We start from the raw sequence: 22,554 nt of genomic DNA, 5'->3' as shown, positions 1-22,554 counted from the left end.
TCCGGGAGGTGGGGAGTCGGACGTCCGGGGACGTCCCGGGACGGGAGACGGCACGGGGAGGGGAGTGCCCGATGCTCGCTCCGAGGATACGGGTCGGGCCCGACAGCCCGGCCCGATCGTTACGATCCCGGCCGTGGCCACCGTCTTCACCAAGATCATCAACGGCGAACTGCCCGGACGCTTCGTCTGGTCGGACGAGCAGGTGGTCGCCTTCCTCTCGATCAACCCGCTCGGGCCGGGCCACGTGCTGGTCGTGCCCCGCGAGGAGGTCGACCAGTGGCTGGACGCGCCCGACGGGCTGTTCGACCACGTCATGGGCGTGGCCCGCGCGGTCGGGTCGGTGATCCGCGACACGTGGTCGCCCCCGCGCGTGGCGCTCATGGTCGCCGGGTTCGAGGTGCCGCACCTGCACGTGCACGTCCACCCCGCCTGGGGGCTCGAGGCGTTCGACTTCTCGCAGGCCGCGACCGACCCCGACCCGGCCGAGATGGACCGGCACGCCGAGTCGATCCGCGCCGGGCTGCGGGCCGCCGGCCACGGGTCCGCGGTGCCGGAGGCGTGACCCAGCTGGTGCTGGTCCGCCACGGCGAGCCGCTCGCGGCCACCGTGGAGCCCGGCGCCGCCGACGAGGGGGCCGGGGCCGACCCGGCGCTCTCCGAGCGCGGACGGGAGCAGGCCGACCGGTTCGCGACGTGGCTGGCCGCCACACCCGACCGCGCGGACGTCGCGGAGGTGGTCACGTCCACCATGCGGCGCTCCCGGGAGACGGCCGCCCCCGCCGTGCGGCTGCTGGGGCTGCCCGAGCCGGTGGCCGTCGAGGACCTCTGCGAGTTCGACCGCGGGCGCGCGAGCTACCGGCCGGTGCACCTGCGCGACGAGGGCGACGCGGACTGGCAGAGCATCCGCTCCGGCCGCTTCCCCGACTACGTCGACGGGCCGGCCTTCACCGCCCGCGTGGTCGCGGCGCTCGACGCCGTCGCGGAGCGTCAGGACCCGCGGGCCACGGCCGTCGTCGTCTGTCACGCCGGCGTCATCAACACCTACGTCGCTGCGATCCTCGGCATCGCGCGGCCGCTGACCTTCCCGCTGCACCACACCTCGGTGACCCGGGTGCTGGTCTCCCGGTCGGGGACGCGGCGGGTCAGCTCGGTCAACGAGACCCAGCACGTGGCGGGGATGTTGTGACCGGGGATGCCGACAGCGGGGGCGACGGGACGGGGGACGCACCGACGCCGGGCGGCGGCTGGCTCGGCCCCGAGCGCCTGCTCGCCTTCAGCGACGGCGTCGTCGCCATCGCGCTGACGCTGCTGATCCTGCCGCTGGCCGAGCTCGTGCCCGAGGCCGAGGAGCCCACCCGCTCCGGGTGGGTGATCATCACCGACAACCTCGCGCCGATCGGCAGCTTCGTGCTCAGCTTCGTCGTCATCGCGCGGTTCTGGGCCGCGCACCACCGCGTGTTCGACGCCGCGCGGCGCGTCAGCCCGGCGCTCGTGTGGGTCAACACGGCCTGGCTGTTCACGGTCGTCGTGCTGCCGTTCCCCACCGAGATGGTCGGGGCGTTCGAGGACGACCCCTTCACGCTGCGCTTCTACGTGCTGACGCTGTTCGTCAGCAGCGCGCTCCTGTCGGTGATGACGGTGATGGTCCGGCGCTCGCTGGTCACCCACGGGCACGGTGCGCCCCGCCACGTCGAGACCGGGAGCACGGCCTCGCTCTTCCTCGTCGTCTTCGTCGTGACGCTCGTGGCGCCGCAGTGGGGGTACTACCCGCTGCTGCTCCTCTTCGCGACCGGTCCTGTCGAGCGGCTCCTGGGGCCCGTGATCGAACGCCGGCTGAACCGGGGGAGGCCGGGCTGATGGTCTTGTCCGCCGGTCCGCGGTGCACGACGCTCGGCCCATGACCACGTCGGCGACCTCGCGCGCCGGGTCGCGCACCGTCCTCGCGGCGATGACCCTCGCCAACGCGATGATCCTCGTCGACCAGACCGCGGTCCCGCTGGCGCTGCCCGACATCGCCCAGGACTTCGGCGTCAGCTCGCTGCTCGTGCAGTGGGTGCTCACGGCGAGCCTGCTGCCGCTGGCGGGGCTGCTCGTGCTCGGCGGGCGCCTGGGCGACCTGTTCGGGCGGCGGCGGGTGTTCCTGCTCGGCGCCGTGGTGTTCGCCGGCGCCTCGGCGGTCGGGGGCGCGGCCCCGTCGTTCCCGGTGCTGCTCGCCGCGCGGGTGCTCCAGGGGGCCGGCGGCGCGCTCATGCTGCCCGCGACCGTCGCCATCCTCTCCGCCGCCTTCGACCCCCGGGACCGCGGCCGGGCGCTGGGCACGATGGGCGGCATCGCGGCCACGGCCGGCGCGCTCGGCCCCACCGTCGGCGGCCTCCTGACCTCCGCGCTGAGCTGGCGCGCGGTGCTGCTGATCAACCTCCCGCTCCTGGTCGTGACGGTGTGGGCCACGCTGCGCGCGGTCCCGCCGGACGGCCCGCGGCGCCAGGGGGTGCACGTCGACCTGCCCGGAGCGGCGCTGCTCGGCCTGGTCCTCGTCGGGCTCGTGTTCGGCCTCGCGCAGACGACCACCGACGGCTGGACCGCGCCCGACGTCGTCGTCTCGCTGGTGGTGGCCGTCGTCGCCGCCGTGCTGTTCGTCCGCCGCGAGCGGCGGATCGACGACCCGCTGCTCGACCTGCGGCTCCTCGGGCGCAGCCGGGACTACCGCGGGGCGACGATCGCGCAGGGCCTCGCCGGGATGGCCGAGATGGGTCTGGGCCTGATCCTGCCGCTCGCGCTGGTGCTCAACCTGCAGATGGACCCCGCCCTGGCGGGTCTCGCGCTGCTCTCCACGACCGTCCCGATGGTCGTCGTCGCCCCGCTGGTGGGTCGCTGGTACGACGGCGCCGGGGGACGCCCGCCGCTGGTGGTCGGGTTCGCGCTGCTCGCGGTGTCGGGGGTGCTGCTCGCCCTCGGCATGCCCACGAACGACTTCTGGTGGCTGCTGCCCGGTCTCGTCATCTACGGCGTCGGGCTCGCCATCGTGCTGACGGTCAACGACCCGGTCAGCCTCGACACCGTCCCCGAGCACGACCACGGGCAGGCCTCGGGGGTGTCCGCGACCGCCGAGCAGGGCGGCGGCGCCGTGGGCATCGCCCTGCTGTACGCCCTGCTTCACCTGACCTACCTGACGTCGCTGTTCGACGGCGTGGCGGAGCGCGGTCTGCCGCCGCTGACCCCGGAGCGCGGCGCCGAGCTGCGCGACGCCCTGGCCCAGGCCCAGCAGACCGGTCTCCAGGCGCGGACGTTCGACCCGGGCGTCGCCGAGTACCTCGAGGTGGCACGCCACGCGTCCGACCAGGGCTACGTCGCGGCCTTCCTGGCGGTGACCGTCCTGTCGGTGATCGGTGTCGTCACCTCGGCCTGGCTCGTGCGCCGCCCCCCGGCGCCGGACACCGCGATCGCGGACGCGGAGGTCCCGGAGTCCGCGTGGGGCGCCGAGCCCGACCAGCCCGGCGCGGACCTGCTCGGGACCCCGGAGGACCGGCCGGACCGGCACCTCGTGCGGCCCGCCCGGCTGCCCGCCGCGAAGGACCGGAAGACGTCCGGCTGACGGTGCTGTCGATTCGGGGCCGTGCCGTTCGTGGTGGGGCATGACCGAGCACACGATCGACCACCTGCCCACCCCGCGCCCGCTGCTGACGGACCTGGTGATGGTGGAGTCCGCCCGCTGGCACGACGGGCGCCTGTGGTTCGCGCACTGGGGCGCGGGCGAGGTGGTGGCCGTCGACCTCGACGGGCACGCCGAGGTGGTGGCGCCCGGCCCCCGCCGGATGGGCTGGGCGATCGACTGGCTGCCCGACGGGCGGCTGGTGACGACCGGCGGGTCCGTCACGCGTCGCGAACCCGACGGCACGACGACGACGCTGCGCGGACACGGCGCCAACGAGGTGGTCGTCGACCCGCGGGGCCGGGTCTACGTGTGCGGCGCCGACTTCGACTTCGCCGGCGGCGCGGCGCCGACCCCCGGCTGGATCGACCTCGTCGGCCCGGACGGGACGTCCCGCCGGGTGGCGGAGGACATCGCCTTCCCCAACGGCATGGTGGTCACCCCGGACGGCGGCACCCTCGTGGTCGCCGAGTCGTTCGCCGGACGGCTGACCGCCTTCACCATCGCCGACGACGGCGGCCTGCACGGCCGCCGCGTGTGGGCCGACGGCCTCGGCCCCGACGGCATCGCGATGGACCCCGACGGCGGGATCTGGGCCCAGACCGCGGATACCTTCGCCCACAGCGGCGACCCGGACGCGCCGGGCGGCGCCGTCGTCCGGGTGCTCGACGGCGGCCGGGTCACCCACCGCGTCGAGACCGAGCTGCCCTGCTTCGCGTGCGCGCTCGGCGGCCCCGGAGGGCGGCACCTGTTCCTGCTCTGCAACGAGTTCGAGGGCGTCGACCAGCTGGCGGCCGTGCAGGCCCGGCGCTCGGCCCGGGTGCTGGTGACGGAGCTGCCGCCCTACTGCAGGTAGTCGTGCACCTGCTTCGCCGTCGCCTCGCCCGGGTCACCACCGAAGTCGCGGCCCGCGCGGCGCCGGCGCAGGGCGTCCCAGCACTGGTCGAGCTGGTCCTCGATCTGCGCCAGGCGGGCGCGGTCGTCCTCGGTGATCGCCTCGCCGTGCGCCCGCAGGCGGTGCTCCTCGTCGACCAGGGAGTGGATCGTCGTCAGGGTCTCGTCGGCGGCCGGCTGCTCAGACATACCGCTGAGCCTAACCACGCACGAGGGCGACGAGATCGCGCACGCGGGCGTCGGGCAGGTAGGCCCGGCCGATGCCGACCCCGACGCGCGGGAGGTCGGCCTCGTCGCGGTAGACGAGGAACATCGGGGAGTACCGCGGCTGGAACTTGGCCTTGAACGTGTGCAGCGAGCGGAAGCCGTAGTAGGGCTCCATCAGCTCGCCCATCCGGTCGAGGACGCGGTCGAGCACGTGCTCGCCCTCGACCTCGTCCCCGGCGCGGGCCAGCGGCGCCCCCGACAGCGACAGGAACCGCGCGCCCTCGGCCTGGAACGTCAGGGCCGCCGACGCGATGAGGTACTCCACGACGGCGCGGAACCCCTCCTGCCGGCGGCGCATGACGTCGAGGGTCCAGCCGACGACGACGTCGTCCGGTCCGTAGACGGGCAGCCACGACGTCACCCCGTGCACCGTGCCCTCGGTGTCGACGGCGAGCCCGGTGCGCACCTCCGGGTCGAGGGCCTCCTCGACACCGCCGAGCGTGAAGCCCATCTCGGGCAGGCCCTTGTCGCCGACCCACTCCTCGGAGATCGCCCGGACCTGGGCGACGATCGCGCGCGGCTCCTCGCCGAGGTGCACCATGCGGTGCTCGATCCCCGCCTTGCCCGCCCGGTTGAAGGCGCTGCGGACGTTCTGCCAGGGCTTGCCCTTGAACTCGAGGCCCTCGAGGTCGACCAGGGTGTCCTCGGCGACCTGCAGGGCGCGCCAGCCGTCGGCGCGCGCGGCGTCGGCCAGTGCCTCGGTGGTGGAGAACAGGCACGGCACCCAGCCCGAGCGCTCGGCCAGGGCCCGGAACTCCTCGAGCGCGGCGGTCCGCTGATCCGGGGCGACGATCGGGTCGCCGAGCGCCACTGCGACGCCGGCGTGCACGCGGTAGGCGGTGACCCCGCCCTGGTCGTCCCGGACGCCCTCCGCCCCGTGGACCAGGTAGCGGTTCTCGGGCCACGTGGTCATCCACGAGATCGTCGACCCGCCGAACCGGTGCAGCGCCTCCCGGGCGGCGTCCGGTCCGCTCGCGGCCGCGGCGCCGCGCCGACGCAGCCGCCGCCGGGACGGGACGGCGAACGCGTGGCGGCCCGCCACCAGCCACACCAGCAGGCCCGACCACAGCACGGCGTTGGGCACGAACACCGCGAGCCCGACGAGCTCCACCTGGTCCATCTGGTCGGTGAGCTGCGCGTAGACGACGACGGCGACGACGACCACCGCGAGCAGCAGGTAGAACGCGCCGAGGACGAGGCCCGCGACCCACGCGATCCGGCGCCCGCGGCGGAGCCCCTCGGCCAGCAGCAGCGAGATCACGACCGAGACAATGGTCTCGGTCGCCGTCGAGTCCGACGCGGTGTCGCCCAGCGGCCCGACCACCGGGACAACGAGCGTCAGCACCCGGATGACGGCGATGACGACGAGGCCCGCCGCGGCCACCAGGCGGAACTCGCGCCGGCCGGGCCGGCCCGCCGGCGTCCCGCCCGTGCCCGCGATCCGCCGGCCCAGGGGGAGAGCCACCGCCAGCGCGAGCACGTGGGCGACGTCGGCGAGGTGGCCCAGGAAGAGCAGCCCGACAGCGACGACCCCGACGAGCACGAGCCGCAGCCGCAGGCGCCACGGCGCGGCGAGCGTCGCCGAGCCGACGGCGAGCACCGCGAGCACCCCGGTGGTCACGCCGCCGGTCAGGGCCCCGGCCAGCGCGACCGCCCACGCCCAGCCGGTGGCGGCGAGGAGCGCGACGAGCCCGACGGCGGCGAGCAGCGCGGCGACCTGCGCGGCGACCAGCACCGCGGCCGTCCGCACGGAGCCGAGGCGGCCCTCCGCCCAGCCGACCCCGGCCACGGCCAGGACCAGCCCCAGGACCGCGGCGACCGGGTGGGTGCCGGTCAGGGGTGCGGTCAGGGGCGTCCACCAGTGCCCGGCGGCCAGCGCCGGGACGCCGGTGGCGACCCACGACCCCCACGCCCGGTCGGCCAGCGGGCTCCAGAACGCCCCGGTGGCGATCCCGGTGACGAGCAGCAGGAGGGCGGTGACGGTGGTGACCGGCCGCCAGCGGGCGATCCCGGCGGCGCGCTCCCGGACGACCTGCAGGCGCCGGTCGGGGGCGCCCTCGCCCTCCGCGATGCCGTCCGGGTCCTGCTCGACCGGGTCCGTCGGCTCGGGCGGGGCGGTCGCCGTCATGCGTTCTCCTGGCCTGTCGCGAGCTGCACTGTCACGGTGCGCTGTCGGGCGACTGCGCGGTGCGGCTGAACGGGTGAGCTTCGCGAGGAGTGTCCGTCGTGCTCCGGCGCTTGACAATCCTCTGGGTGATCGACGCTCTCGACGCGGGCGTCCGGGTTCGCGATCATCGGCGTGTGGACGGTGCCGAGGGGGAGTCGCGGGACCGGCGCCTGCTGCTGCTCTCGGTGTGGGCGTCGGCCGGCTTCGCCGTGCTGTCGTCGGTGTGGGGCCTGCTCAGCGGTTCCGCGATGATCGTCTTCGACGGGCTGTACTCCTTCGCGAGCATCGGGCTCTCGGTGCTCGCCGTGCTCGCGCTGCGCACCGCCCGCCGGGGGGCCGACGACCGCTACCCCTGGGGCCGCGAGGTCTGGGAGCCGCTGACCGTCGTGGTCAAGGCCGTCGCGCTCGCCGCGCTGTGCGTCTACGCCGTCGTCGGGGCCGTCGCCGACCTGCTCGCCGGCGGCCGGGAGGTCTCCACCGGCTGGGCGCTGCTCTACGCCGTGATCGCGACCGCGGCGGGGATCGCGGTCACCGTCGCCATGCGCCGCGGCGGGCGCTCGGATCTGGTGCGCGCCGAGGCGGCCGAGTGGCTGGGGGACACCCTGCTCTCGGTCGGGGTGCTCGTGGGGTTCGTCGTCGCGGCGGTGCTGGTGGCGTCCGGGCGCCCGGACGCCGCCGCCTACGTCGACCCGGCGATGGTCGTCATCGTGTCGCTCGCGTTCCTGCGCGTGCCGGCCCGGCTGGTCACCGGCGGGATGCGGGAGATCCTCTCGATGGCCCCGCCGCCGGAGACGCAGGCCGAGCTCGAGGCGGCGGTGGCGGCGGTGCGCGAGCGGTACGGGATCGCCGAGTCGTTCCTGCGGGCCTCCAAGGTGGGGGGCCGCGTCGACGTGGAGGTGGACTTCGTGGTGGGGGAGGGATCGTCGGTGCACACGGTGGCCGACGGCGACGTCGTCCGGCAGGCGCTGCACGACCGTCTCGCCGAGCAGGGGCACGGGCACGAACGCTCGGTCGTCGTCGCGTTCACGACCGACCGGCGGTGGGCGCTGTGAGGGGGGCACTGTGAGGGGGGCACTGTGAGGGGGACGCTGTGAGCCGCGCGGTCGTGGTGCACCTGCGCCGGCCCGAGGACATGGTGAGCGTGGACCCGGCGGCGCTCTACGACGACGCCGACGCGCGCTCCGTCCCGGGCGCCGACGAGATCCTCGACGAGCTGCTGGCGCGCGGACGCCCCGGCCGCCACGACCGGGTCGTCGTCACGCTGCCGCGGGCGACGGCCGGCGCGGACCCCGCGGCCACGGCGGCGCACCTCCAGGCCGTGCTGCGGCGGTGGTGCACCCGGCGCAACGAGCGCAACGAGCGGGAGGGCGCGGTGCTCTGGCGGCAGGGCCTGAACTCCCTGCGCCCCGGCATCCCGCTCTTCCTCGTCGGCCTGCTGTTCTCCACGGGCTTCCTCGAGCCCGACGTCCCCGAGGTGTGGCAGGACCTCCTCGGCAACGGCGTCTTCCTCGTCATCGCCTGGGTCGGGCTCTGGTACCCGCTCGACCTGTTCTTCTTCGCCCGGCTGCCGCTGCGCCGCGAGCACCGCGTGCTCGACGCGCTGCTGGCGATGCCGCTCGAGGTGCGGGTCCGGGAGGCGCCGGAGGCTGTGCCGGAGGGGTGAGGACACCGGATCGTCACGGCCGGCGACGTCGCCGCAACGTCGCCGACCCGTCCGGGCAACACACGTCGCCTTCACTCGTCGACGACTCACACCGGTGAGGCGCGTCTAGGGTTCCGCTCGCGACCGCGAGGCCTGGTCCGAGAGACGCAGGCGCCGTCCGCGGTGCTCCACGGCGGGACAAAAGCCCGGGAGATGACCGACGACCGGTCGTCTCCGCGGCGACCGGCGGCCCCGGGAGTCGCCCGTGCAGCTCGCCCCGCCCGTCCCCGCCCCCCACGCCGGAACGCCCCGCAAGGCCCCCCGCCACGGTCCCGAGGCCGCCCGCGCGGTGGAGATCGAGGCGACGCTCGGCCACGCCGGTCGCGACGCCGAGATCGCCCGCGGCCTGCAGATGGGGCTCGAAGCTGCCGACTCGGTGGTCGACCGCACGATCCCGCTGTTCTCCCGCGGCGAGCTGCCGCACTTCGCCGGCATCCCGACGTTCATGAAGGCGCCGTTCGTCGAGGACGTCCGGCGCTGCGGCGAGTACGACGTCGCGATCCTCGGCGCCCCGTTCGACGGCGGCACCACCTACCGCCCCGGCACGCGGTTCGGGCCCAAGGGCATCCGCGACATCTCGCTGCTCTACGGCACGTACTCGTTCGAGCTCGGCGTCGACCTGCGCGAGTCGATCACGATGTGCGACGTCGGGGACGTCTTCACGATCCCGGCGAACATCGAGAAGACGTTCGACCAGATCACCAAGGCGGTCAGCCACGTTCACGCGTCGGGCGCGTTCCCCGTCGTGCTCGGCGGCGACCACTCCATCGGCTACCCGACCAGCCGGGGCGTCGCCGAGAACCTCGGCGACGGCAAGCTCGGGATCATCCACTTCGACCGCCACGTCGACACCCAGGAGACCGACCTCGACGAGCGGATGCACACGACGCCGTGGTTCCACGCCACGGACCTGCCGAACGTGCCGCCGGAGAACCTCGTGCAGATCGGGATCGGCGGCTGGCAGGCGCCGCGCCCGGGCGTGGAGGTCGGCCGCGACCGCGGCACGACGATCATGACGGTCACCGACTGCGTCGAGATGGGCATCGAGGCCGCCGCCGAGCGGGCCCTCGAGGTGGCGTGGGACGGCGCCGACGCGGTGTGGCTCTCGTTCGACGTCGACTGCCTCGACGCCGCGTTCGTGCCCGGCACCGGCTGGCCCGAGCCCGGCGGCTTCCTGCCCCGCGAGGTCCTCAAGTTCATCCAGCTCATCGCCGGCGCCCGGCCGCTGGCCGGGATCGAGATCGTCGAGTGCTCCCCGCCCTACGACAACGCCGAGATCACCGCGCTGATCGCCTGCCGCGTCATCTGCGACACGCTCGGGTGCCTGGTGCGCTCGGGCCACCTCCCTCGGAAGGCCGCGTCATGATCATCCTCGGGGTGGCCGTCGGGGTCGTGCTCGTCGTCGCGGTCGGGCTCGTCGTGGCCCGCCGGGTGGACGGCGACTCGACCAACTTCCTGGTCGCCGGCCGCTCGCTCATGCTGCCGCTGTCGGCGGCGGGGCTCATGGGCCAGGCCGTCGACTCGAACGCGACGCTGGGCAACATGGACCTGAGCTTCTCGCTCGGGTTCTGGGCGGGCGCGAGCCTGCCGCTGGGCCTGTCGCTCTGCCTGCTGATCACGGGCATCTTCTTCGCGGCCCGGATGAACGCGATGGGCCTGTTCACGCTGCCCGACTTCTACCGGCAGATCTACGGCCGCGGCGTCGAGGTCACGGCGTCGGTGCTGATGATCGCGAGCTTCTGCATCCTGCTCGCGGGCAACCTCGTGGCCGGCGGCTACCTCTTCGAACGGTTCCTCGGCACGTCCTACACCGGCGGCGTGCTCGTCATCGTCGGCGTCGTCCTCGCCTACACGATCACCGGCGGGATGTTCTCCGACGCCTACACCGCGCTGGTCCAGATGGTCATCACGGTGGTCGGGTCGGTGTCGCTGCTGGTGTGGACCGCGCTGCACTTCGGGCTCTCGGCCGCGCCGGGTACCGGGCCGTTCGACCTCGAGCAGCTCACGAGCGCCTCGGCCGGCGCGCCGATCAACTGGGCGACGCTCATCTCGCTGGGGATCGGCGACATCGTCGCCATCGACTTCATGCAGCGGATCTTCTCGGCGCGCTCGCCGCGGACGGCGCGGAACGCGTGCTTCACCGGCGCCGTCCTGACCGCGGCCGTGGGCATCTGCTACGCGCTGGTGGCGCTCGCGGTCGGGACGGTGCTCGGCCCCGATGCCGAGACGCCGATCCTGTTCACGCTGCTCGGCCGCTTCGCCCCGGTGTGGCTCGCGATCCTCGTGCTCTCGGCGATCGTCGCGGCGTCCTGCTCGACGGCCAACGGCGTGATCCTCGGGACGGCGTCGGTCGCGGTGCGCAACATCCGCGGGCTGCGCGACCCCGGCATCGGCACGGGGTCGGGGCGGACCGACCCGCTGCTGCGGGCGGTGCGCGCGACGATGCTGCCGATGGTGCTCCTCGCGGTGCTGATCGCCCTGCGGGTGCCGCAGACGGGCATCCTGCTCACGCTCGCGTTCGACCTGCTGCTGGCGTGCCTGCTCGTGCCCTTCGTCGCCGGGCACTGGTGGCCCCGGCGGGCGACCGCCGCGGCCGCCGTCACGGCGATCGTCGTCGGTCTCGTGGTCCGCCTGACCCTGTTCGTGCTCACCCCGACGATCTTCGGGGCGGAGAACACCCTGCTCTACGTCCCGAACGACCTCGTCGGCGCGGGCTTCGACGGCTACCCGACCTTCCTCGGGTTCGCGGCGTCGCTCCTGGCGTTCGTCGTCGTCGCCCTGCTGCGCCCGGCCCGCGAACCGGTCGTCCTGACCCGCCGGGAGGACCTCGCGACCGTCGGCGGCTGAGCACGGCCCGCCCGCCGGGCCGGGCCGACGCTGCGGCACCGGGGTGACAGCAGCCGCCGCACGGGTGACGTCCGGTAGCCCCGGCTGTCGCTGCGGGTGGACCCTTCCGCGCACGCGGACGAGGGGGCCGGGTCGTGGACACAGCCACGCGGGAGGGCGAGTGGCTGGAACTCGTCGCCGACCTCGTGGCCCGGCCGTGGACGTCCTGGCCCACCGAGCGGGTCGTGCAGGGGCTGGTGGCGACGTTCGGTGCCCCCGCCGGCTCGTACTACGGGCAGGACGCCACGGGCGCGGTGGAGCAACGGCAGTGGCCGGCGGACTTCCACCCGGGCCGCCGCTCCGAGATCGAGCGCTGGACCCTGGAGGAGGCGCCGCGGATCCATCCCCTGCTGCGCTGTACCGGGCGACCGGACGCACGGACGTCATGCAGGTGGACGACGTGCCCGACCGGTTCGCCGACCGCGGGGTGCACGAGCGCTGGCGCGCCGCGTGCACCGAGGTCCTCGACGGCAGCATCGTCAGCCAGGTCTCGGTGCCGCTGTACCTGGGTCCGCAGGGTCACCGGGCGTTCCTCGTGGGCCGGGTCGACCCGTTCACGGCCGCGGAGATGGCGTCCCTGCGCCGCCTGCAGCGGGTGTTCGTCGGCCTCGACCGGCAGATCGCGGCGCACGCCGCCTGGGCCGCGCGCACCGGCGTCCACGCCGTGCCCACCGCCGAGGCGGCCGGTCTGACGCCGCGGGAGAGCGCGGTGCTCGACCTCCTCGCCGCCGGACTCACGGCCCGCGCCATCGCGCGTCGCCTGGCCGTGGGGGAGCGGACGGTCCAGAAGCACCTGCAGCGGGTCTACGCCAAGCTCGGGGTGGCCGACCGCCTCGCCGCGGTCCAACGCGCGCAGCTCGTGGGCCTGCTTCCCGCGCCTCCGTAGTTCCTGCCCTGTCGGGGCCGTCACCGGCGGTGCGCAGCTCGGGATCCGTCTCCTCACGACCGAGGTGTGACGGCGTCCTCCAGCGCGGCGGCGAAGGCCGCCGGCTCCTCGACGTAGCCGAGGTGCCCGCCGGGCACCGTGGTGACCCCGATCCCGAGCCGGGCGGCGAGCACGGCGGCCGGGCGGCTCGGCAACTGGTCCTCGGCGCGGGAGGTGGCGCCGACCGCGAGGACGAGGCGGTCCACGTGGCGGGCCAGGGCGTCGAGGTCGAGGTCGTGGCGGGGGTACGGGCCGTACTCGTGGTCGAACCAGAACGCCGCGTTGGCCGGCCACCGCTCGCGCATCGCGGCGAGCGCCGGGGGGACCTCGCGGGACGTCTCCGGCGGTGCGGTCGGGCCGCGCAGCCCCACCGCCGCGGCGAACGCCGCCATCGCCGGCACCACGCCCTCGGTCCGGTAGACGGCGTGCACCTCGGCGAAGCGCTGCCGCCACGCCCCGGCATCGTCGAGGAGCTCGGTGAGGGGCGGCTCGTGGGCGACCGCCCGCGCGACGAGGTCGGGGCGGCGCACCAGCAGCTCGAGCGCGACGACCGCCCCGGAGCTGGTGCCGACGACCGTCGCCGGGCCGCCGTGGCGCTCGATCAGCGCCGCCGCGTCGTCGACGTCGGCGGCGAGCTTGTCGTCGAGCCGGCCGGCCGGGCCGTCGTCGACCGGGCTGCGGACGAACCCCCGCCGGACCCAGGTGACCACGGTCCACCGCGCGGCGAGGAGGTCGGCCAGCGGGTCGAACACCGTCGGGTCGCCGTTGCCGCCCACCACCAGGAGGACCAGCGGCCCGGACCCGCGGGACTCGGTGTGCAGCCGCGCTCCTCCGACGGCGACGTTCTCCTGCTCCACCCCGCCCACCGTAGGGGTCAGCGGTTGAGCATCGCTTCCTCGTAGTCGAGCTCGCGGAGCATGTCGCGCAGGATGCCCTCGTCGATGCGGCCCATGTCGCGGAAGCGGACGAAGGTCGCGCGCTCGGCCGTGAGCATCTCGCGGCGCAGGCGCGCGAACACCATCGACGGCGCCTCGCCGATCTCCTCGTCGGGACGCCCGAGGCGCTCCCAGGCGCTGTTGGAGCGGTGCTCGGCCCAGGTCCGCAGCTGCTCGGCGACGTGCTGGGGCGTGGCGTCGTCGGTGAGCTCGTCGAGGCGGTTGATCGCCGCCTCGGCGGCGGCCTGCTTCACCGCGGCCTCGTCGAGGACGTCGCGCTGCCCGCCCTTGTCGCGCACGTGCAGGCGCTGGATCAGCGTCGGCAGGGTCAGGCCCTGCAGCAGCAGTGTGCCGACGGTGATCACGAAGGCGGCGAACACGACGACGTCCCGGCCCGGCATGCCCGGGCTCGTCGCGTCGCCCACGGGGATGGCGAAGGCGGCGGCCAGCGTGACCACCCCGCGCATGCCCGCCCAGGAGATGATGAACGGTCCCCGCCAGGGCAGGGCGTTGCCGGCCCGGCGCACGCGTGGGATCAGCCGTGGGGCGTAGATCGTCGGGAAGACGAAGACGAAGCGGGCCAGGATCGTGACCAGCAGCAGGGCGAGCGAGACGAGCAGGATGCGGCCGACGTCGGTGCCCAGCCCGCTGACGACGACGCGCAGCTGCAGCCCGATGAGCGCGAACACCAACGCCTCGAGCAGCGTGTCGAGCGCCTTCCACACGGCCTGGTCCTGCAGGCGGGTGGCGTAGCCGGCCTCGGTGGACTTGTGCCCGAGGTAGAGGCCCGCGACGACGACGGCGAGCACGCCGGACGTGTGCACCTCCTCGGCCAGCAGGTAGATCACGAACGGCACGAGCAGCCCGACCGAGCTCTCCAGCACGCCGTCCTGCAGCCGCATCCGCACCCGGTGCAGCAGCCAGCCCGCCGCGCCGCCGATGGCGACGCCGCCCACCGCCGCGAGGGCGAACTCGCCGAGCCCCTCGAGGACGGTCGGCCAGGTGCTGACCGTGCCGGTGGCCAGCGCGGCGGCGAGCAGGACGCGGAACAGCGTCAGGGCGGTGGCGTCGTTGAGCAGGCTCTCGCCCTCGAGGATGGCCATGATGCGCCGCTGCAGCCCGAGCCGGCGCCCGATCGACGCCGCGGCGACGGCGTCCGGCGGGGCGACGACGGCGCCGAGCACGAGCGCGCTGGTCAGGGGGAGCTCCGGCAGGAGCAGCCACGCCGCGATGCCCACCGCGGCCGTGCTAAACACGACGAGCCCGACCGCGAGCTGGCTGATCCGCTTGATGTTCTCCCGCAGCCGCAGCGTCGAGCTCTCCAGCGCCGCGGAGTAGAGCAGCGGGGGCAGCACGAGGAACAGCACGAGGTCCGGGTCGAGGGGCACCTCGGGCACCCCGGGCACGAACGAGATCGCCAGCCCGACGACGACCAGCACCAGGGGCGCCGAGAACGAGAAGCGGCGCGCCACCGCGGTCACCGCGATGGCCACCACGAAGACGAGGAGCAGCACCCGCGGGTCGGCCTCGGTCACGCGCCCACTCTAGGACCGGGCCCGGACCCGCACGGCCCGGTAGATCACCCCGACCGCGGCCACGACGAGGCCGGCGAGCACCGAGCCCGGCGGCAGGGTGACCACGAGGACCACGCACCCCGGCGCGCCCAGCGCCTGCAGCCACCGCGGGAAACGCCGGTGCCCGGCGTGCTGGGTGGCGGCCGCGATGTTGGCGACCAGGTAGTAGAGCAGCACCCCGAACGACGAGAAGCCGATGACGCCCCGCAGGTCGGTGGTCAGCACCAGGACGGCGACGACGACCGCGAGCGCGATCTCGGCGCGGTGGGGGACCCGGTGGCGCGGGTGGACCGCGGCGAGCCACCCGGGCAGGTCGTCGCCGCGGGCCATGGCCAGCGTCGTGCGCCCGACGCCGGCCACCAGCGAGAGCAGGGCGCCGAGGGCCGCGGCGGACGCCCCGACCGCCGCGACGGGCACCGCCCACGACGCACCGGCCGCCGCGGCGGCGTCGGCCAGGGGCGCGCGCGACGCGGCGAGGCGGGCCGGCCCGAGGACGGTCAGCAGGGTGACGGCGACGACCGCGTAGACGGCGACCGCGCCGGCCAGCGCGAGCACGACGGCCCGCGGGATGGTGCGCCGCGGGTCGCGGACCTCCTCGCCGAGGGTGGCGATGCGGGCGTAGCCGGCGAACGCGAAGAACAGCAGCCCCGCGGACTGCAGGACGCCGTAGACGCCGGGCGTGGTCGCCACGGCCGCGGCCGGCCCCGGCCGGGCGCCGGTGAGCGCCGCGGCGACGACCACCGCGAGCGCGGCGAGCACGACCGCGACGAGGATCCGGGTCAGCCGTGCGGTGCGGGTGATGCCCCGGCAGTTGACGGCGGCGAGCACCAGGACCGCGACGACGGCGACGGGCCGCTGCCAGGCCGGCGGGACGGTGTAGGCGGCGAAGGTCAGCGCCATGGCCGCGCAGCTCGCCGTCTTGCCCACCACGAAGCCCCAGCCCGCGACGAAGCCCCACCAGGGCCCGAGCCGCTCGCGGCCGTAGACGTAGGTGCCGCCCGACGTGGGGTACTGCGCGGCGAGCTGGGCCGACGACGTGGCGTTGGCGTACGCCACGACCGCGGCGATCCCGAGGCCGACCAGCAGCCCGCCGCCGGCGGCCGCCGCGGCCGGGGCGAACGCGGCGAAGACCCCGGCGCCGATCATCGAGCCGAGCCCGATCACGACCGCGTCGAACGGTCCGAGGCGGCGGGCCAGCCCGGCCTGGTCGCTCACGGGCTGCATCATCGCGGCGACGGCGAGTCGCAGGCCACTCCCGATGTCACATGCGAAAGCGTGCATGTATGGTCGGCCCCGTGGGACACGGTCACGGGCACGGCCACGCCGGCGGGGACGACCGCCGGCGTCTCGGCCTCGCGCTCGGCACCACCGCGCTCGTGCTGGTGGTGGGCGCGGTCGGTGCGGTCGTCACCGGGTCGCTGGCGCTGCTCGCCGACCTGGGCCACGTCGGCACCGACGTCGTGGCGCTGGGCACCGCGCTCGTCGCCTCCGCCCTCGCCGCCCGCCCGCCGAGCCGGCGGCGCACCTTCGGTCTCGGGCGCGCCGAGGTCCTCGGCGCCGCCCTCAACGCCGTCCTGCTGCTCGGGGTGACCGTCTGGGTCGCGATCGAGGCGGTGGAGCGCCTGGTCACGCCCACCGCGGTGCCCGGCGTCGGCCTGCTCGTCTACGGCCTGGTCGGGCTGCTGGGCAACGTCGTGGCGCTCGTGGTGCTCCGTCGCGGCAGCGGCGGGATGAACGTCCGCGGAGCGGCGCTGCACGTGCTCGGCGACGCGCTGGGCTCGGTCGCGGTGCTGGTGGCGGCCGTGGTGACCCTGTCCACCGGCTGGGTCTACGCCGACACCGTCGCCTCGCTCGTCATCGTCGCGATCCTGCTGCCCCGCACGGTCGCGCTGCTGCGCGAGACGGGGCACGTGCTGCTCGAGGGCACGCCGGCAGGCATCGACGTCGACGAGGTGCACGACGTGCTGCTCGGCGTCGAGGGGGTGGCCGAGGTGCACGACCTGCACGTCTGGGCCATCAACGACCGCAGCCCCGCCGTCTCGGCCCACCTCGTGATCTCCGACGCGGGCTGCGCGACGGCCGACTGCGGCGAGCACGGCGTGCTCGACCGCGCGACGGTGCTGCTGCGCGACCGCTTCGGGCTGCACCACTCGACGCTGCAGATCGAGGCCGTCGAGCACGCCGACCACGAGCAGGCCTGCGAGCCCCCGCGGCCGCTGCCGGCCGCGAACCCGGCGATCGGCTGATCAGGACGCCGCCGCGAACGCGCGGCGGTGCTCCGAGGGCGTCCGGCCGTAGGCGGCCAGGAACGCCGTGCGCATCGTCTCGGTGGACCGGAACCCGCAGCGCGCCGCCACCCGCGCCAGCGGCACGTCGGTGCCGGCCAGCAGGGCCGCGGCGGCCTCGGTGCGGGTGCGCCGCACGTGCTCGGCGGGCGTGTGCCCGAGGTCGGCACGGAAGAGCCGCGTCAGGTGGCGCTCGCTGACCCGGGCGAGCCGCGCGAGGGCCGCGGTCCCGAGGTCGGCGTCGAGGTGGTCGGCCACGTGCTCGACGACGCGCCGGACGACGTCGTCGGTCGGCGCCGGGGCGGCGACGTGGACGCTCACCTGGGCCTGCGTGCCGGGCCGCTGGAGGTAGGTCACCAGGGCCTGTGCGACGGTCCGCGCGAGCGCCGGCCCGTGGTCCTCGGCGACGAAGGCCAGGGTCAGATCCAGCGCGCTGGTGACCCCGGCCGACGTCGCGACCCGGCCGTCGCGGACGAAGATCGGGCCGGGGTCGACCGTGACGGTCGGGTGCTCGCGGGCGAGATCGGCCGCGAAGCGCCAGTGGGTGGTGGCCCGCCGCCCGTCGAGCAGGCCGGCGGCCGCGAGCACGCTCGCCCCGGTGCAGACCGACGCCACGCGGCCCGCGCCGCGGGCGAGGCGGCGCACGTGGGCGACGAGGGCGGCGTCCCGCGCCGCGGCGCGGCTGCCCAGGCCACCGACCACGACGAGCGTGTCGACCGGCGCGGTGTGGTGCTCGATCGCGCCGTGCGCCTCGAGCCGCAGACCCGGCCGGCAGGTGACCGTGCGGCCGCCGGGGGTGAGCAGGCGCACCGCGTAGCCGGGCATCGCCCCGAGCTCGGTCGCCGTCGCCAGCGTCGTCGTGACGCAGGCCAGGTCGAGCAGCTCGGCGTCGGGGTAGCCGACGACGACCGTCCGGTGCTCCACGGTGCCGACCCTAGCCGCCGCCGGGTCCGTCCGGACCAGCTCCGCAGGATTCCGGACACGCACGCCCCGATACCCCCCATGGGTATGCGCACGGGCCCAGGCTCGCGGCCGTGACCACGCGACCGCACCCCGCCCCCACCCGCTCCCGGCTCGCCGCGCTCGCCCGCCGGTGGCCCGTCGCCGTCGGCCTCCTCGCCGCCGCGGCGTTCCTGCTCGCCGGCCCGCTGGGGCCGGCGGACGTCGCCATCGGCGTCCTCGTCGCCGTCGCGGCCTACCTCGCCGGCGTCGCCACCGGACGGCCGTGGATGGCCTGGGTGTGGTGCGCGGTCGGCACCGCCCTCGTCGTCGCGGCCCGGCTGGCCGCGGTCTCGCCGGTGCTCGTCAACGGTGTCGCCGCGGTCGTGCTCGTCGTGCTCGGGGTCGCGCGCGGCGTCGCCCGCCCCGCCCTGCTCCGGCAGACCGCGGGGCTCGTGCTCTACGGCGGGCTCGTCCTCGTGGCGCTCGCGCTGCCGCCCACCGCGGGCCTCGTCCTGGCCGCGCTCACCCTCGCCGGGCACGGGGCGTGGGACGTCTGGCACCTGCGCCGCCACCGCGGGGACGTCTCGCCGTCGCTGGCCGAGGCGTGCGTCGCGCTGGACGTGCCCGCGGCGGCCGGCGTGCTCGTCCTCGCCGTCCTCGTGTGAGCCGGGCGTGGGCGCGCAAATCAACATCCCGGTAACACGCGGCGCCTAGCGTGCGCAGCGCCGCTGTCCCCCCGCCGTGCCGGAGGTCGTCCCGTGCTGCTGTCGCCCCACGAGCAGGAGAAGCTCCTGGTGCACGTCGCCGCGGGCCTCGCCCGCGAGCGCCGGGGTAGGGGGCTGAAGCTCAACCACCCGGAGGCGGTGGCGCTCCTGACCTCCTGGATCCTCGAGGGGGCGCGGGACGGGCGCAGCGTCGCCGACCTCATGAGCGACGGGCAGCACGTGCTCACCCGCGACGACGTCATGGACGGGGTGCCGGCGATGCTGCCGACGGTCGCGGTCGAGGCGACGTTCCCGGACGGCACCAAGCTCGTCACCGTGCACGACCCGATCGCGTGAGCGGCCCCCACATCCCGGGCGAGGTCCTGCACGGCGACGGGGACCTGACGTGGGGCGAGGGCGTGGAGACGCTCGCCCTCGTGGTCGCCAACACCGGTGACCGGCCGATCCAGGTCGGCTCGCACGCCCACTTCGCCGCGGCCAACCCCGCACTGGCGTTCGACCGCGAGGCCGCCGCGGGCATGCGCCTGGCCGTGCCGGCGGGGACGTCGGTGCGGTTCGAGCCCGGCGTGGAGAAGGAGGTCGAGCTCGTCGCGCTCGGCGGGACCGGGACGGTGCCGGGGATCCGGCTCGACGTCGACGACCCGGCGGGACGCCGCAGCGGCGCCGCGGGCACGGGCTGGCGCGTGACCCGGGAGAGCTCCGCCGACCTGTTCGGGCCGACCACCGGCGACCGCGTCCGGCTCGCCGACACCGACCTGGTGATCCGGGTCGAGGCCGACCGCAGCCGCGGGCCCCGCGGCGGCGACGAGGCCGTGTTCGGCGGGGGCAAGGTCATCCGCGAGTCGATGGGCCAGTCGCGGGCACCGCGGGCCGACGGCGCGCCGGACCTCGTGATCACCGGCGCGCTCGTGCTCGACCACTGGGGCGTCGTGAAGGCCGACGTGGGCGTGCGCGACGGGCGCATCGTCGGCCTGGGCAAGGCCGGCAACCCGGACACGATGGACGGCGTCGACCCGGAGCTCGTCATCGGCCCGTCCACGGAGATCCTCGCCGGCAACGGGCTGGTGCTCACCGCCGGCGGCGTCGACTGCCACGTCCACCTCATCAGCCCGCAGCAGCTGCCCGAGGCCCTCGGGTCCGGGGTGACGACGCTGATCGGCGGCGGCACCGGCCCGGCCGAGGGCACCAAGGCGACGACGGTGACGCCCGGGGCGTGGTGGCTCGCGCGGATGTTCGAGGCGCTGGACACCGTGCCGCTGAACATCGCGCTGCTCGGCAAGGGCAACACCGTCGGCGTCGACGCCCTGCACGAGCAGGTCACCGCCGGGGCGTCCGGGTTCAAGGTGCACGAGGACTGGGGCGCGACGCCCGCGGCGATCGACGCCGCGCTGCGCGTGGCCGACCAGACCGGGGTGCAGGTCGCGCTGCACACCGACACGCTCAACGAGGCCGGCTACGTCGCCGACACCCTCGCCGCGATCGCGGGCCGGGGCATCCACGCGTACCACACGGAGGGCGCCGGCGGCGGGCACGCACCCGACATCATCACCGTCGCCGGGCAGCCCCACGTGCTGCCCAGCTCGACGAACCCGACCCGCCCGCACACCGTGAACACCGTCGACGAGCACCTCGACATGCTCATGGTCTGCCACCACCTCAACCCGTCGGTGCCCGAGGACCTGGCGTTCGCCGAGTCGCGCATCCGGGCCTCGACGATCGCCGCCGAGGACCTGCTGCACGACCTCGGGGCCATCTCGATGATCGGGTCGGACTCGCAGGCGATGGGCCGGATCGGCGAGGTCGTGATGCGGACCTGGCAGACGGCGCACGCGGCGAAGCGGCGCTGGGGCCCGCTCGCCGGGGACCCCTCCGGTCCGGGCGGCGACGACAACCTGCGTGCCCGGCGCTACGTCGCGAAGTACACGATCTGCCCGGCGGTCGCGCACGGGCTGGCGGGCGAGGTGGGGTCGGTCGAGGTCGGCAAGCTCGCCGACCTCGTGCTGTGGGATCCGGCGTTCTTCGGCGTGCGCCCGCAGGTGGTGCTCAAGGGCGGCATGATCGCCTGGGGGCGGATGGGCGACGCCAACGCCTCGATCCCGACGCCGCAGCCCGAGCTGTCGCGACCGATGTTCGGGGCGTCGCCGCGGGCCGCGGCGGCGACGTCGGTGCACTTCGTGACCGAGCACGCGCTGACCGCGGGGCTGCCCGACCGCGTCGACGTCGGGCGTCGGTTCGTCCCGATCGCCGACACCCGCCGCGTCACGAAGGCCGACCTGCCGCGCAACGACGCGACGCCCGACATCACCGTCGAACCCGACACGTTCACCGTCCGCGTCGACGGCGAGATGGTCGAGGCCGACCCGGTGCGCGAGCTGCCGATGGCGCAGCGGTACTTCTTGTTCTGATGGTGTCCCACACGGTGGTCGACAGCCCGCTCGGGCCGCTGACGCTGCGCGCGCACGACGGGGTGCTCTCGGGCCTCTACCTGGACGGGCACCGCCGCGGGCCGGACGCGTCGGCGCTCGGGGAGCCCGACGAGGACGGCCTGCCCGCGGTGCGCGAGCAGCTCGCCGCGTACTTCGCCGGCGAGCTCCGCGCGTTCGACGTGCCGCTCGACCTGCGCGGCACCGCCTTCCAGCAGCGGGTCTGGGCGGCGCTGCGGGAGATCCCGTACGGGGAGACGCGCACCTACGGCGAGCTCGCCGCGTCGCTGGGCGCGCCGACCGCGTCGCGGGCGGTGGGGCTGGCCAACGGCCGCAACCCGATCAGCATCGTCGTGCCGTGCCACCGCGTCGTGGGGGCGAGCGGGTCGCTCACCGGCTACGCCGGGGGCGTCGAGCGCAAGCGGGCGCTGCTCGACCTCGAGGCCCGCGCGTGACCGGGCTGCTGCTGCTCGCCGACTCGCGGCTGCCGACCGGGGGCCACGCCCACTCCGGCGGGGTGGAGGAGGCCGTGCGCCGCGGCGACGTGCGCGGGCCCGCCGACCTCGAGCGCTTCCTCGCCGCCCGCGTCCCCACCGCCGGCCTCGTCACCGCGTCCTTCGCGGCGGCGGCGTGCGCCCGTGTGGTGGAGCGAGGGTCACCCGCGCGCCGCGAGACGGAGCGAGGGACGCCCTCGCGCCCGTCCGGCGACCCGGGGTGGGCGCCGTGGGAGGCGGCCCTGGACGCGCGGACGCCGGTGGCGGCGCTGCGGGAGGTCTCGCGGACCCAGGGGCGGGCGTTGCTGCGGACGGTGCGCGCGGTGTGGCCGGACGCCCCCGTCGACGCGCTGGGGGCGCGCCCGCACCAGGCGCTGGTGCTCGGCGTCGCGACGGCGGCGGCCAGCGGCGGCGCGGGCGACGCCGCCTCGCTGGCCGTGCACCACCTCGTCGGGCAGGCCACGTCGGCCGCGGTGCGGCTGCTGGGCCTCGACCCGCTCGCCCTCGCCGCCGTCCACGCCCGCGCGCTGGCGGCCGCCGCACCGGTCGTCGTGCACGCCGCCGACGCCGGTGCGGAGGCCGTCGCCGCCGGCGACCCCGACCTGCTGCCCGCCGCGACCACCCCGCGTCCCGAGGTGCTCGCCGTCGTCCACGCCCGAGCCGAGGGGGCCCTCTTTGCGTCATGAG

At 75.5% G+C, this 22,554-nt stretch carries 22 protein-coding genes and 1 riboswitch; of the genes, 16 read left to right on the top strand and 6 right to left on the bottom strand.

Annotated features, from left to right (window positions below; all coding sequences use genetic code 11):
• Window positions 1-133: 133 nt before the first annotated feature.
• Genes ABD994_RS04355 through ABD994_RS04335 form a run of 5 tightly spaced genes read left to right on the top strand, consistent with a single transcriptional unit; the run spans window position 134 to window position 4,504 of the window.
• Window positions 134-562: an HIT family protein gene (locus ABD994_RS04355; RefSeq protein WP_345411197.1), complete on the top strand. Its 429-nt coding sequence runs from the start codon at window positions 134-136 to the stop codon at window positions 560-562.
• On the top strand, window positions 559-1,185 hold the full coding sequence (locus ABD994_RS04350; protein WP_345411196.1) for a histidine phosphatase family protein: 627 nt from the start codon (window positions 559-561) through the stop codon (window positions 1,183-1,185). Before ABD994_RS04355 ends, ABD994_RS04350 begins: the two co-directional genes overlap by 4 nt.
• The gene (locus tag ABD994_RS04345; protein ID WP_345411194.1) at window positions 1,182-1,856 is read left to right on the top strand and encodes a TMEM175 family protein; all 675 of its coding nucleotides are present in this window, start codon (window positions 1,182-1,184) and stop codon (window positions 1,854-1,856) included. The genes ABD994_RS04350 and ABD994_RS04345 overlap by 4 nt, the downstream gene beginning before the upstream one ends.
• A gap of 40 nt (window positions 1,857-1,896) precedes the next feature.
• Window positions 1,897-3,591 (top strand): MFS transporter, encoded by a 1,695-nt coding sequence (locus ABD994_RS04340; protein WP_345411193.1) that lies wholly within the window; start codon window positions 1,897-1,899, stop codon window positions 3,589-3,591.
• 40 nt (window positions 3,592-3,631) lie between these two features.
• Window positions 3,632-4,504 carry an SMP-30/gluconolactonase/LRE family protein gene (locus tag ABD994_RS04335; RefSeq protein WP_345411192.1) on the top strand — a complete coding sequence of 291 codons (873 nt, stop codon included), beginning with the start codon at window positions 3,632-3,634 and terminating at the stop codon, window positions 4,502-4,504.
• On the opposite strand, the gene ABD994_RS04330 is transcribed toward ABD994_RS04335, so the two are convergent.
• Together ABD994_RS04330 and ABD994_RS04325 are read right to left on the bottom strand one after the other, a co-directional pair.
• The gene (locus ABD994_RS04330; RefSeq protein ID WP_345411191.1) at window positions 4,492-4,731 is read right to left on the bottom strand and encodes a DUF2630 family protein; all 240 of its coding nucleotides are present in this window, start codon (window positions 4,729-4,731) and stop codon (window positions 4,492-4,494) included. The genes ABD994_RS04335 and ABD994_RS04330 overlap by 13 nt on opposite strands.
• Window positions 4,732-4,741: 10 nt before the next feature.
• Window positions 4,742-6,937 (bottom strand): bifunctional lysylphosphatidylglycerol flippase/synthetase MprF, encoded by a 2,196-nt coding sequence (locus ABD994_RS04325; RefSeq protein WP_345411190.1) that lies wholly within the window; start codon window positions 6,935-6,937, stop codon window positions 4,742-4,744.
• 173 nt (window positions 6,938-7,110) lie between these two features.
• Between ABD994_RS04325 and ABD994_RS04320 the strand changes: the two genes are divergently transcribed.
• The 5 genes from ABD994_RS04320 (at window position 7,111) to ABD994_RS04300 (ending at window position 12,450) form a co-directional block, all read left to right on the top strand.
• Window positions 7,111-8,028, top strand: coding sequence for a cation diffusion facilitator family transporter (locus tag ABD994_RS04320; RefSeq protein WP_345411189.1), 918 nt, complete (start codon window positions 7,111-7,113; stop codon window positions 8,026-8,028).
• A 38-nt stretch (window positions 8,029-8,066) separates the two neighbouring features.
• Complete coding sequence (locus ABD994_RS04315) at window positions 8,067-8,639, top strand: hypothetical protein (protein WP_345411188.1); 573 nt, start codon at window positions 8,067-8,069, stop codon at window positions 8,637-8,639.
• A 94-nt stretch (window positions 8,640-8,733) separates the two neighbouring features.
• A riboswitch (guanidine-I (ykkC/yxkD leader) is annotated at window positions 8,734-8,833 on the top strand.
• 50 nt (window positions 8,834-8,883) lie between these two features.
• Window positions 8,884-10,044 (top strand): agmatinase family protein, encoded by a 1,161-nt coding sequence (locus tag ABD994_RS04310; protein ID WP_345411187.1) that lies wholly within the window; start codon window positions 8,884-8,886, stop codon window positions 10,042-10,044.
• Window positions 10,041-11,525 (top strand): sodium:solute symporter family transporter, encoded by a 1,485-nt coding sequence (locus tag ABD994_RS04305; RefSeq protein ID WP_345411186.1) that lies wholly within the window; start codon window positions 10,041-10,043, stop codon window positions 11,523-11,525. The genes ABD994_RS04310 and ABD994_RS04305 overlap by 4 nt, the downstream gene beginning before the upstream one ends.
• Window positions 11,526-11,949: 424 nt before the next feature.
• On the top strand, window positions 11,950-12,450 hold the full coding sequence (locus ABD994_RS04300; protein WP_345411185.1) for a helix-turn-helix transcriptional regulator: 501 nt from the start codon (window positions 11,950-11,952) through the stop codon (window positions 12,448-12,450).
• A 53-nt stretch (window positions 12,451-12,503) separates the two neighbouring features.
• On the opposite strand, the gene ABD994_RS04295 is transcribed toward ABD994_RS04300, so the two are convergent.
• From ABD994_RS04295 to ABD994_RS04285, 3 genes are read right to left on the bottom strand one after another with little or no spacing between them, the layout of a single operon-like run.
• A complete protein-coding gene (locus tag ABD994_RS04295; protein WP_345411184.1) occupies window positions 12,504-13,346 on the bottom strand; it encodes an alpha/beta fold hydrolase in 843 nt (280 codons plus the stop codon).
• Window positions 13,347-13,363: 17 nt separating this feature from the next.
• Window positions 13,364-14,959 (bottom strand): Na+/H+ antiporter, encoded by a 1,596-nt coding sequence (locus ABD994_RS04290; RefSeq protein WP_345411183.1) that lies wholly within the window; start codon window positions 14,957-14,959, stop codon window positions 13,364-13,366.
• A 9-nt stretch (window positions 14,960-14,968) separates the two neighbouring features.
• Entirely contained in the window at window positions 14,969-16,213 is a 1,245-nt protein-coding gene (locus tag ABD994_RS04285; RefSeq protein ID WP_345411182.1) for an APC family permease, read from the bottom strand.
• Window positions 16,214-16,293: 80 nt separating this feature from the next.
• Here ABD994_RS04285 and ABD994_RS04280 point away from each other — a divergent pair, with 80 nt between their 5' ends.
• Window positions 16,294-17,244, top strand: coding sequence for a cation diffusion facilitator family transporter (locus ABD994_RS04280; RefSeq protein ID WP_345411181.1), 951 nt, complete (start codon window positions 16,294-16,296; stop codon window positions 17,242-17,244).
• Here the strand turns inward: ABD994_RS04280 and ABD994_RS04275 are convergent, their stop codons facing one another.
• On the bottom strand, window positions 17,245-18,207 hold the full coding sequence (locus ABD994_RS04275) for a GlxA family transcriptional regulator (protein ID WP_345411180.1): 963 nt from the start codon (window positions 18,205-18,207) through the stop codon (window positions 17,245-17,247).
• Between the two features lie 110 nt (window positions 18,208-18,317).
• Here ABD994_RS04275 and ABD994_RS04270 point away from each other — a divergent pair, with 110 nt between their 5' ends.
• From ABD994_RS04270 to ABD994_RS04250, 5 genes are all read left to right on the top strand, one after another.
• Window positions 18,318-18,890 carry a hypothetical protein gene (locus ABD994_RS04270; RefSeq protein ID WP_345411179.1) on the top strand — a complete coding sequence of 191 codons (573 nt, stop codon included), beginning with the start codon at window positions 18,318-18,320 and terminating at the stop codon, window positions 18,888-18,890.
• 93 nt (window positions 18,891-18,983) lie between these two features.
• Window positions 18,984-19,286, top strand: coding sequence for an urease subunit gamma (locus tag ABD994_RS04265; RefSeq protein ID WP_345411178.1), 303 nt, complete (start codon window positions 18,984-18,986; stop codon window positions 19,284-19,286).
• Window positions 19,283-21,355 (top strand): urease subunit alpha, encoded by a 2,073-nt coding sequence (locus tag ABD994_RS04260; protein WP_345411177.1) that lies wholly within the window; start codon window positions 19,283-19,285, stop codon window positions 21,353-21,355. Before ABD994_RS04265 ends, ABD994_RS04260 begins: the two co-directional genes overlap by 4 nt.
• Window positions 21,355-21,828: a methylated-DNA--[protein]-cysteine S-methyltransferase gene (locus ABD994_RS04255; RefSeq protein ID WP_345411176.1), complete on the top strand. Its 474-nt coding sequence runs from the start codon at window positions 21,355-21,357 to the stop codon at window positions 21,826-21,828. The genes ABD994_RS04260 and ABD994_RS04255 overlap by 1 nt, the downstream gene beginning before the upstream one ends.
• Window positions 21,825-22,553, top strand: coding sequence for an urease accessory protein UreF (locus tag ABD994_RS04250; RefSeq protein WP_345411175.1), 729 nt, complete (start codon window positions 21,825-21,827; stop codon window positions 22,551-22,553). Before ABD994_RS04255 ends, ABD994_RS04250 begins: the two co-directional genes overlap by 4 nt.
• The last annotated feature ends 1 nt before the right edge of the window (window position 22,554 follow it).

The organism is Actinomycetospora chlora, from assembly GCF_039542135.1.
GTDB classification, from domain to species: domain Bacteria; phylum Actinomycetota; class Actinomycetes; order Mycobacteriales; family Pseudonocardiaceae; genus Actinomycetospora; species Actinomycetospora chlora.
Note: the sequence above shows the minus strand (reverse complement) of the source record. Positions and strands in the feature narration are given on the sequence as shown.

What these genes read in the sequence shown, in the direction of transcription:
- ABD994_RS04330 (WP_345411191.1), bottom strand. Translation starts at nt 4,731, where the DNA reads ATGTCTGAGCAGCCGGCCGCCGACGAGACCCTGACGACGATCCACTCC.
- ABD994_RS04335 (WP_345411192.1), top strand. Translation starts at nt 3,632, where the DNA reads ATGACCGAGCACACGATCGACCACCTGCCCACCCCGCGCCCGCTGCTG.
- ABD994_RS04305 (WP_345411186.1), top strand. Translation starts at nt 10,041, where the DNA reads ATGATCATCCTCGGGGTGGCCGTCGGGGTCGTGCTCGTCGTCGCGGTC.
- ABD994_RS04255 (WP_345411176.1), top strand. Translation starts at nt 21,355, where the DNA reads ATGGTGTCCCACACGGTGGTCGACAGCCCGCTCGGGCCGCTGACGCTG.
- ABD994_RS04300 (WP_345411185.1), top strand. Translation starts at nt 11,950, where the DNA reads ATGCAGGTGGACGACGTGCCCGACCGGTTCGCCGACCGCGGGGTGCAC.
- ABD994_RS04325 (WP_345411190.1), bottom strand. Translation starts at nt 6,937, where the DNA reads ATGACGGCGACCGCCCCGCCCGAGCCGACGGACCCGGTCGAGCAGGAC.
- ABD994_RS04340 (WP_345411193.1), top strand. Translation starts at nt 1,897, where the DNA reads ATGACCACGTCGGCGACCTCGCGCGCCGGGTCGCGCACCGTCCTCGCG.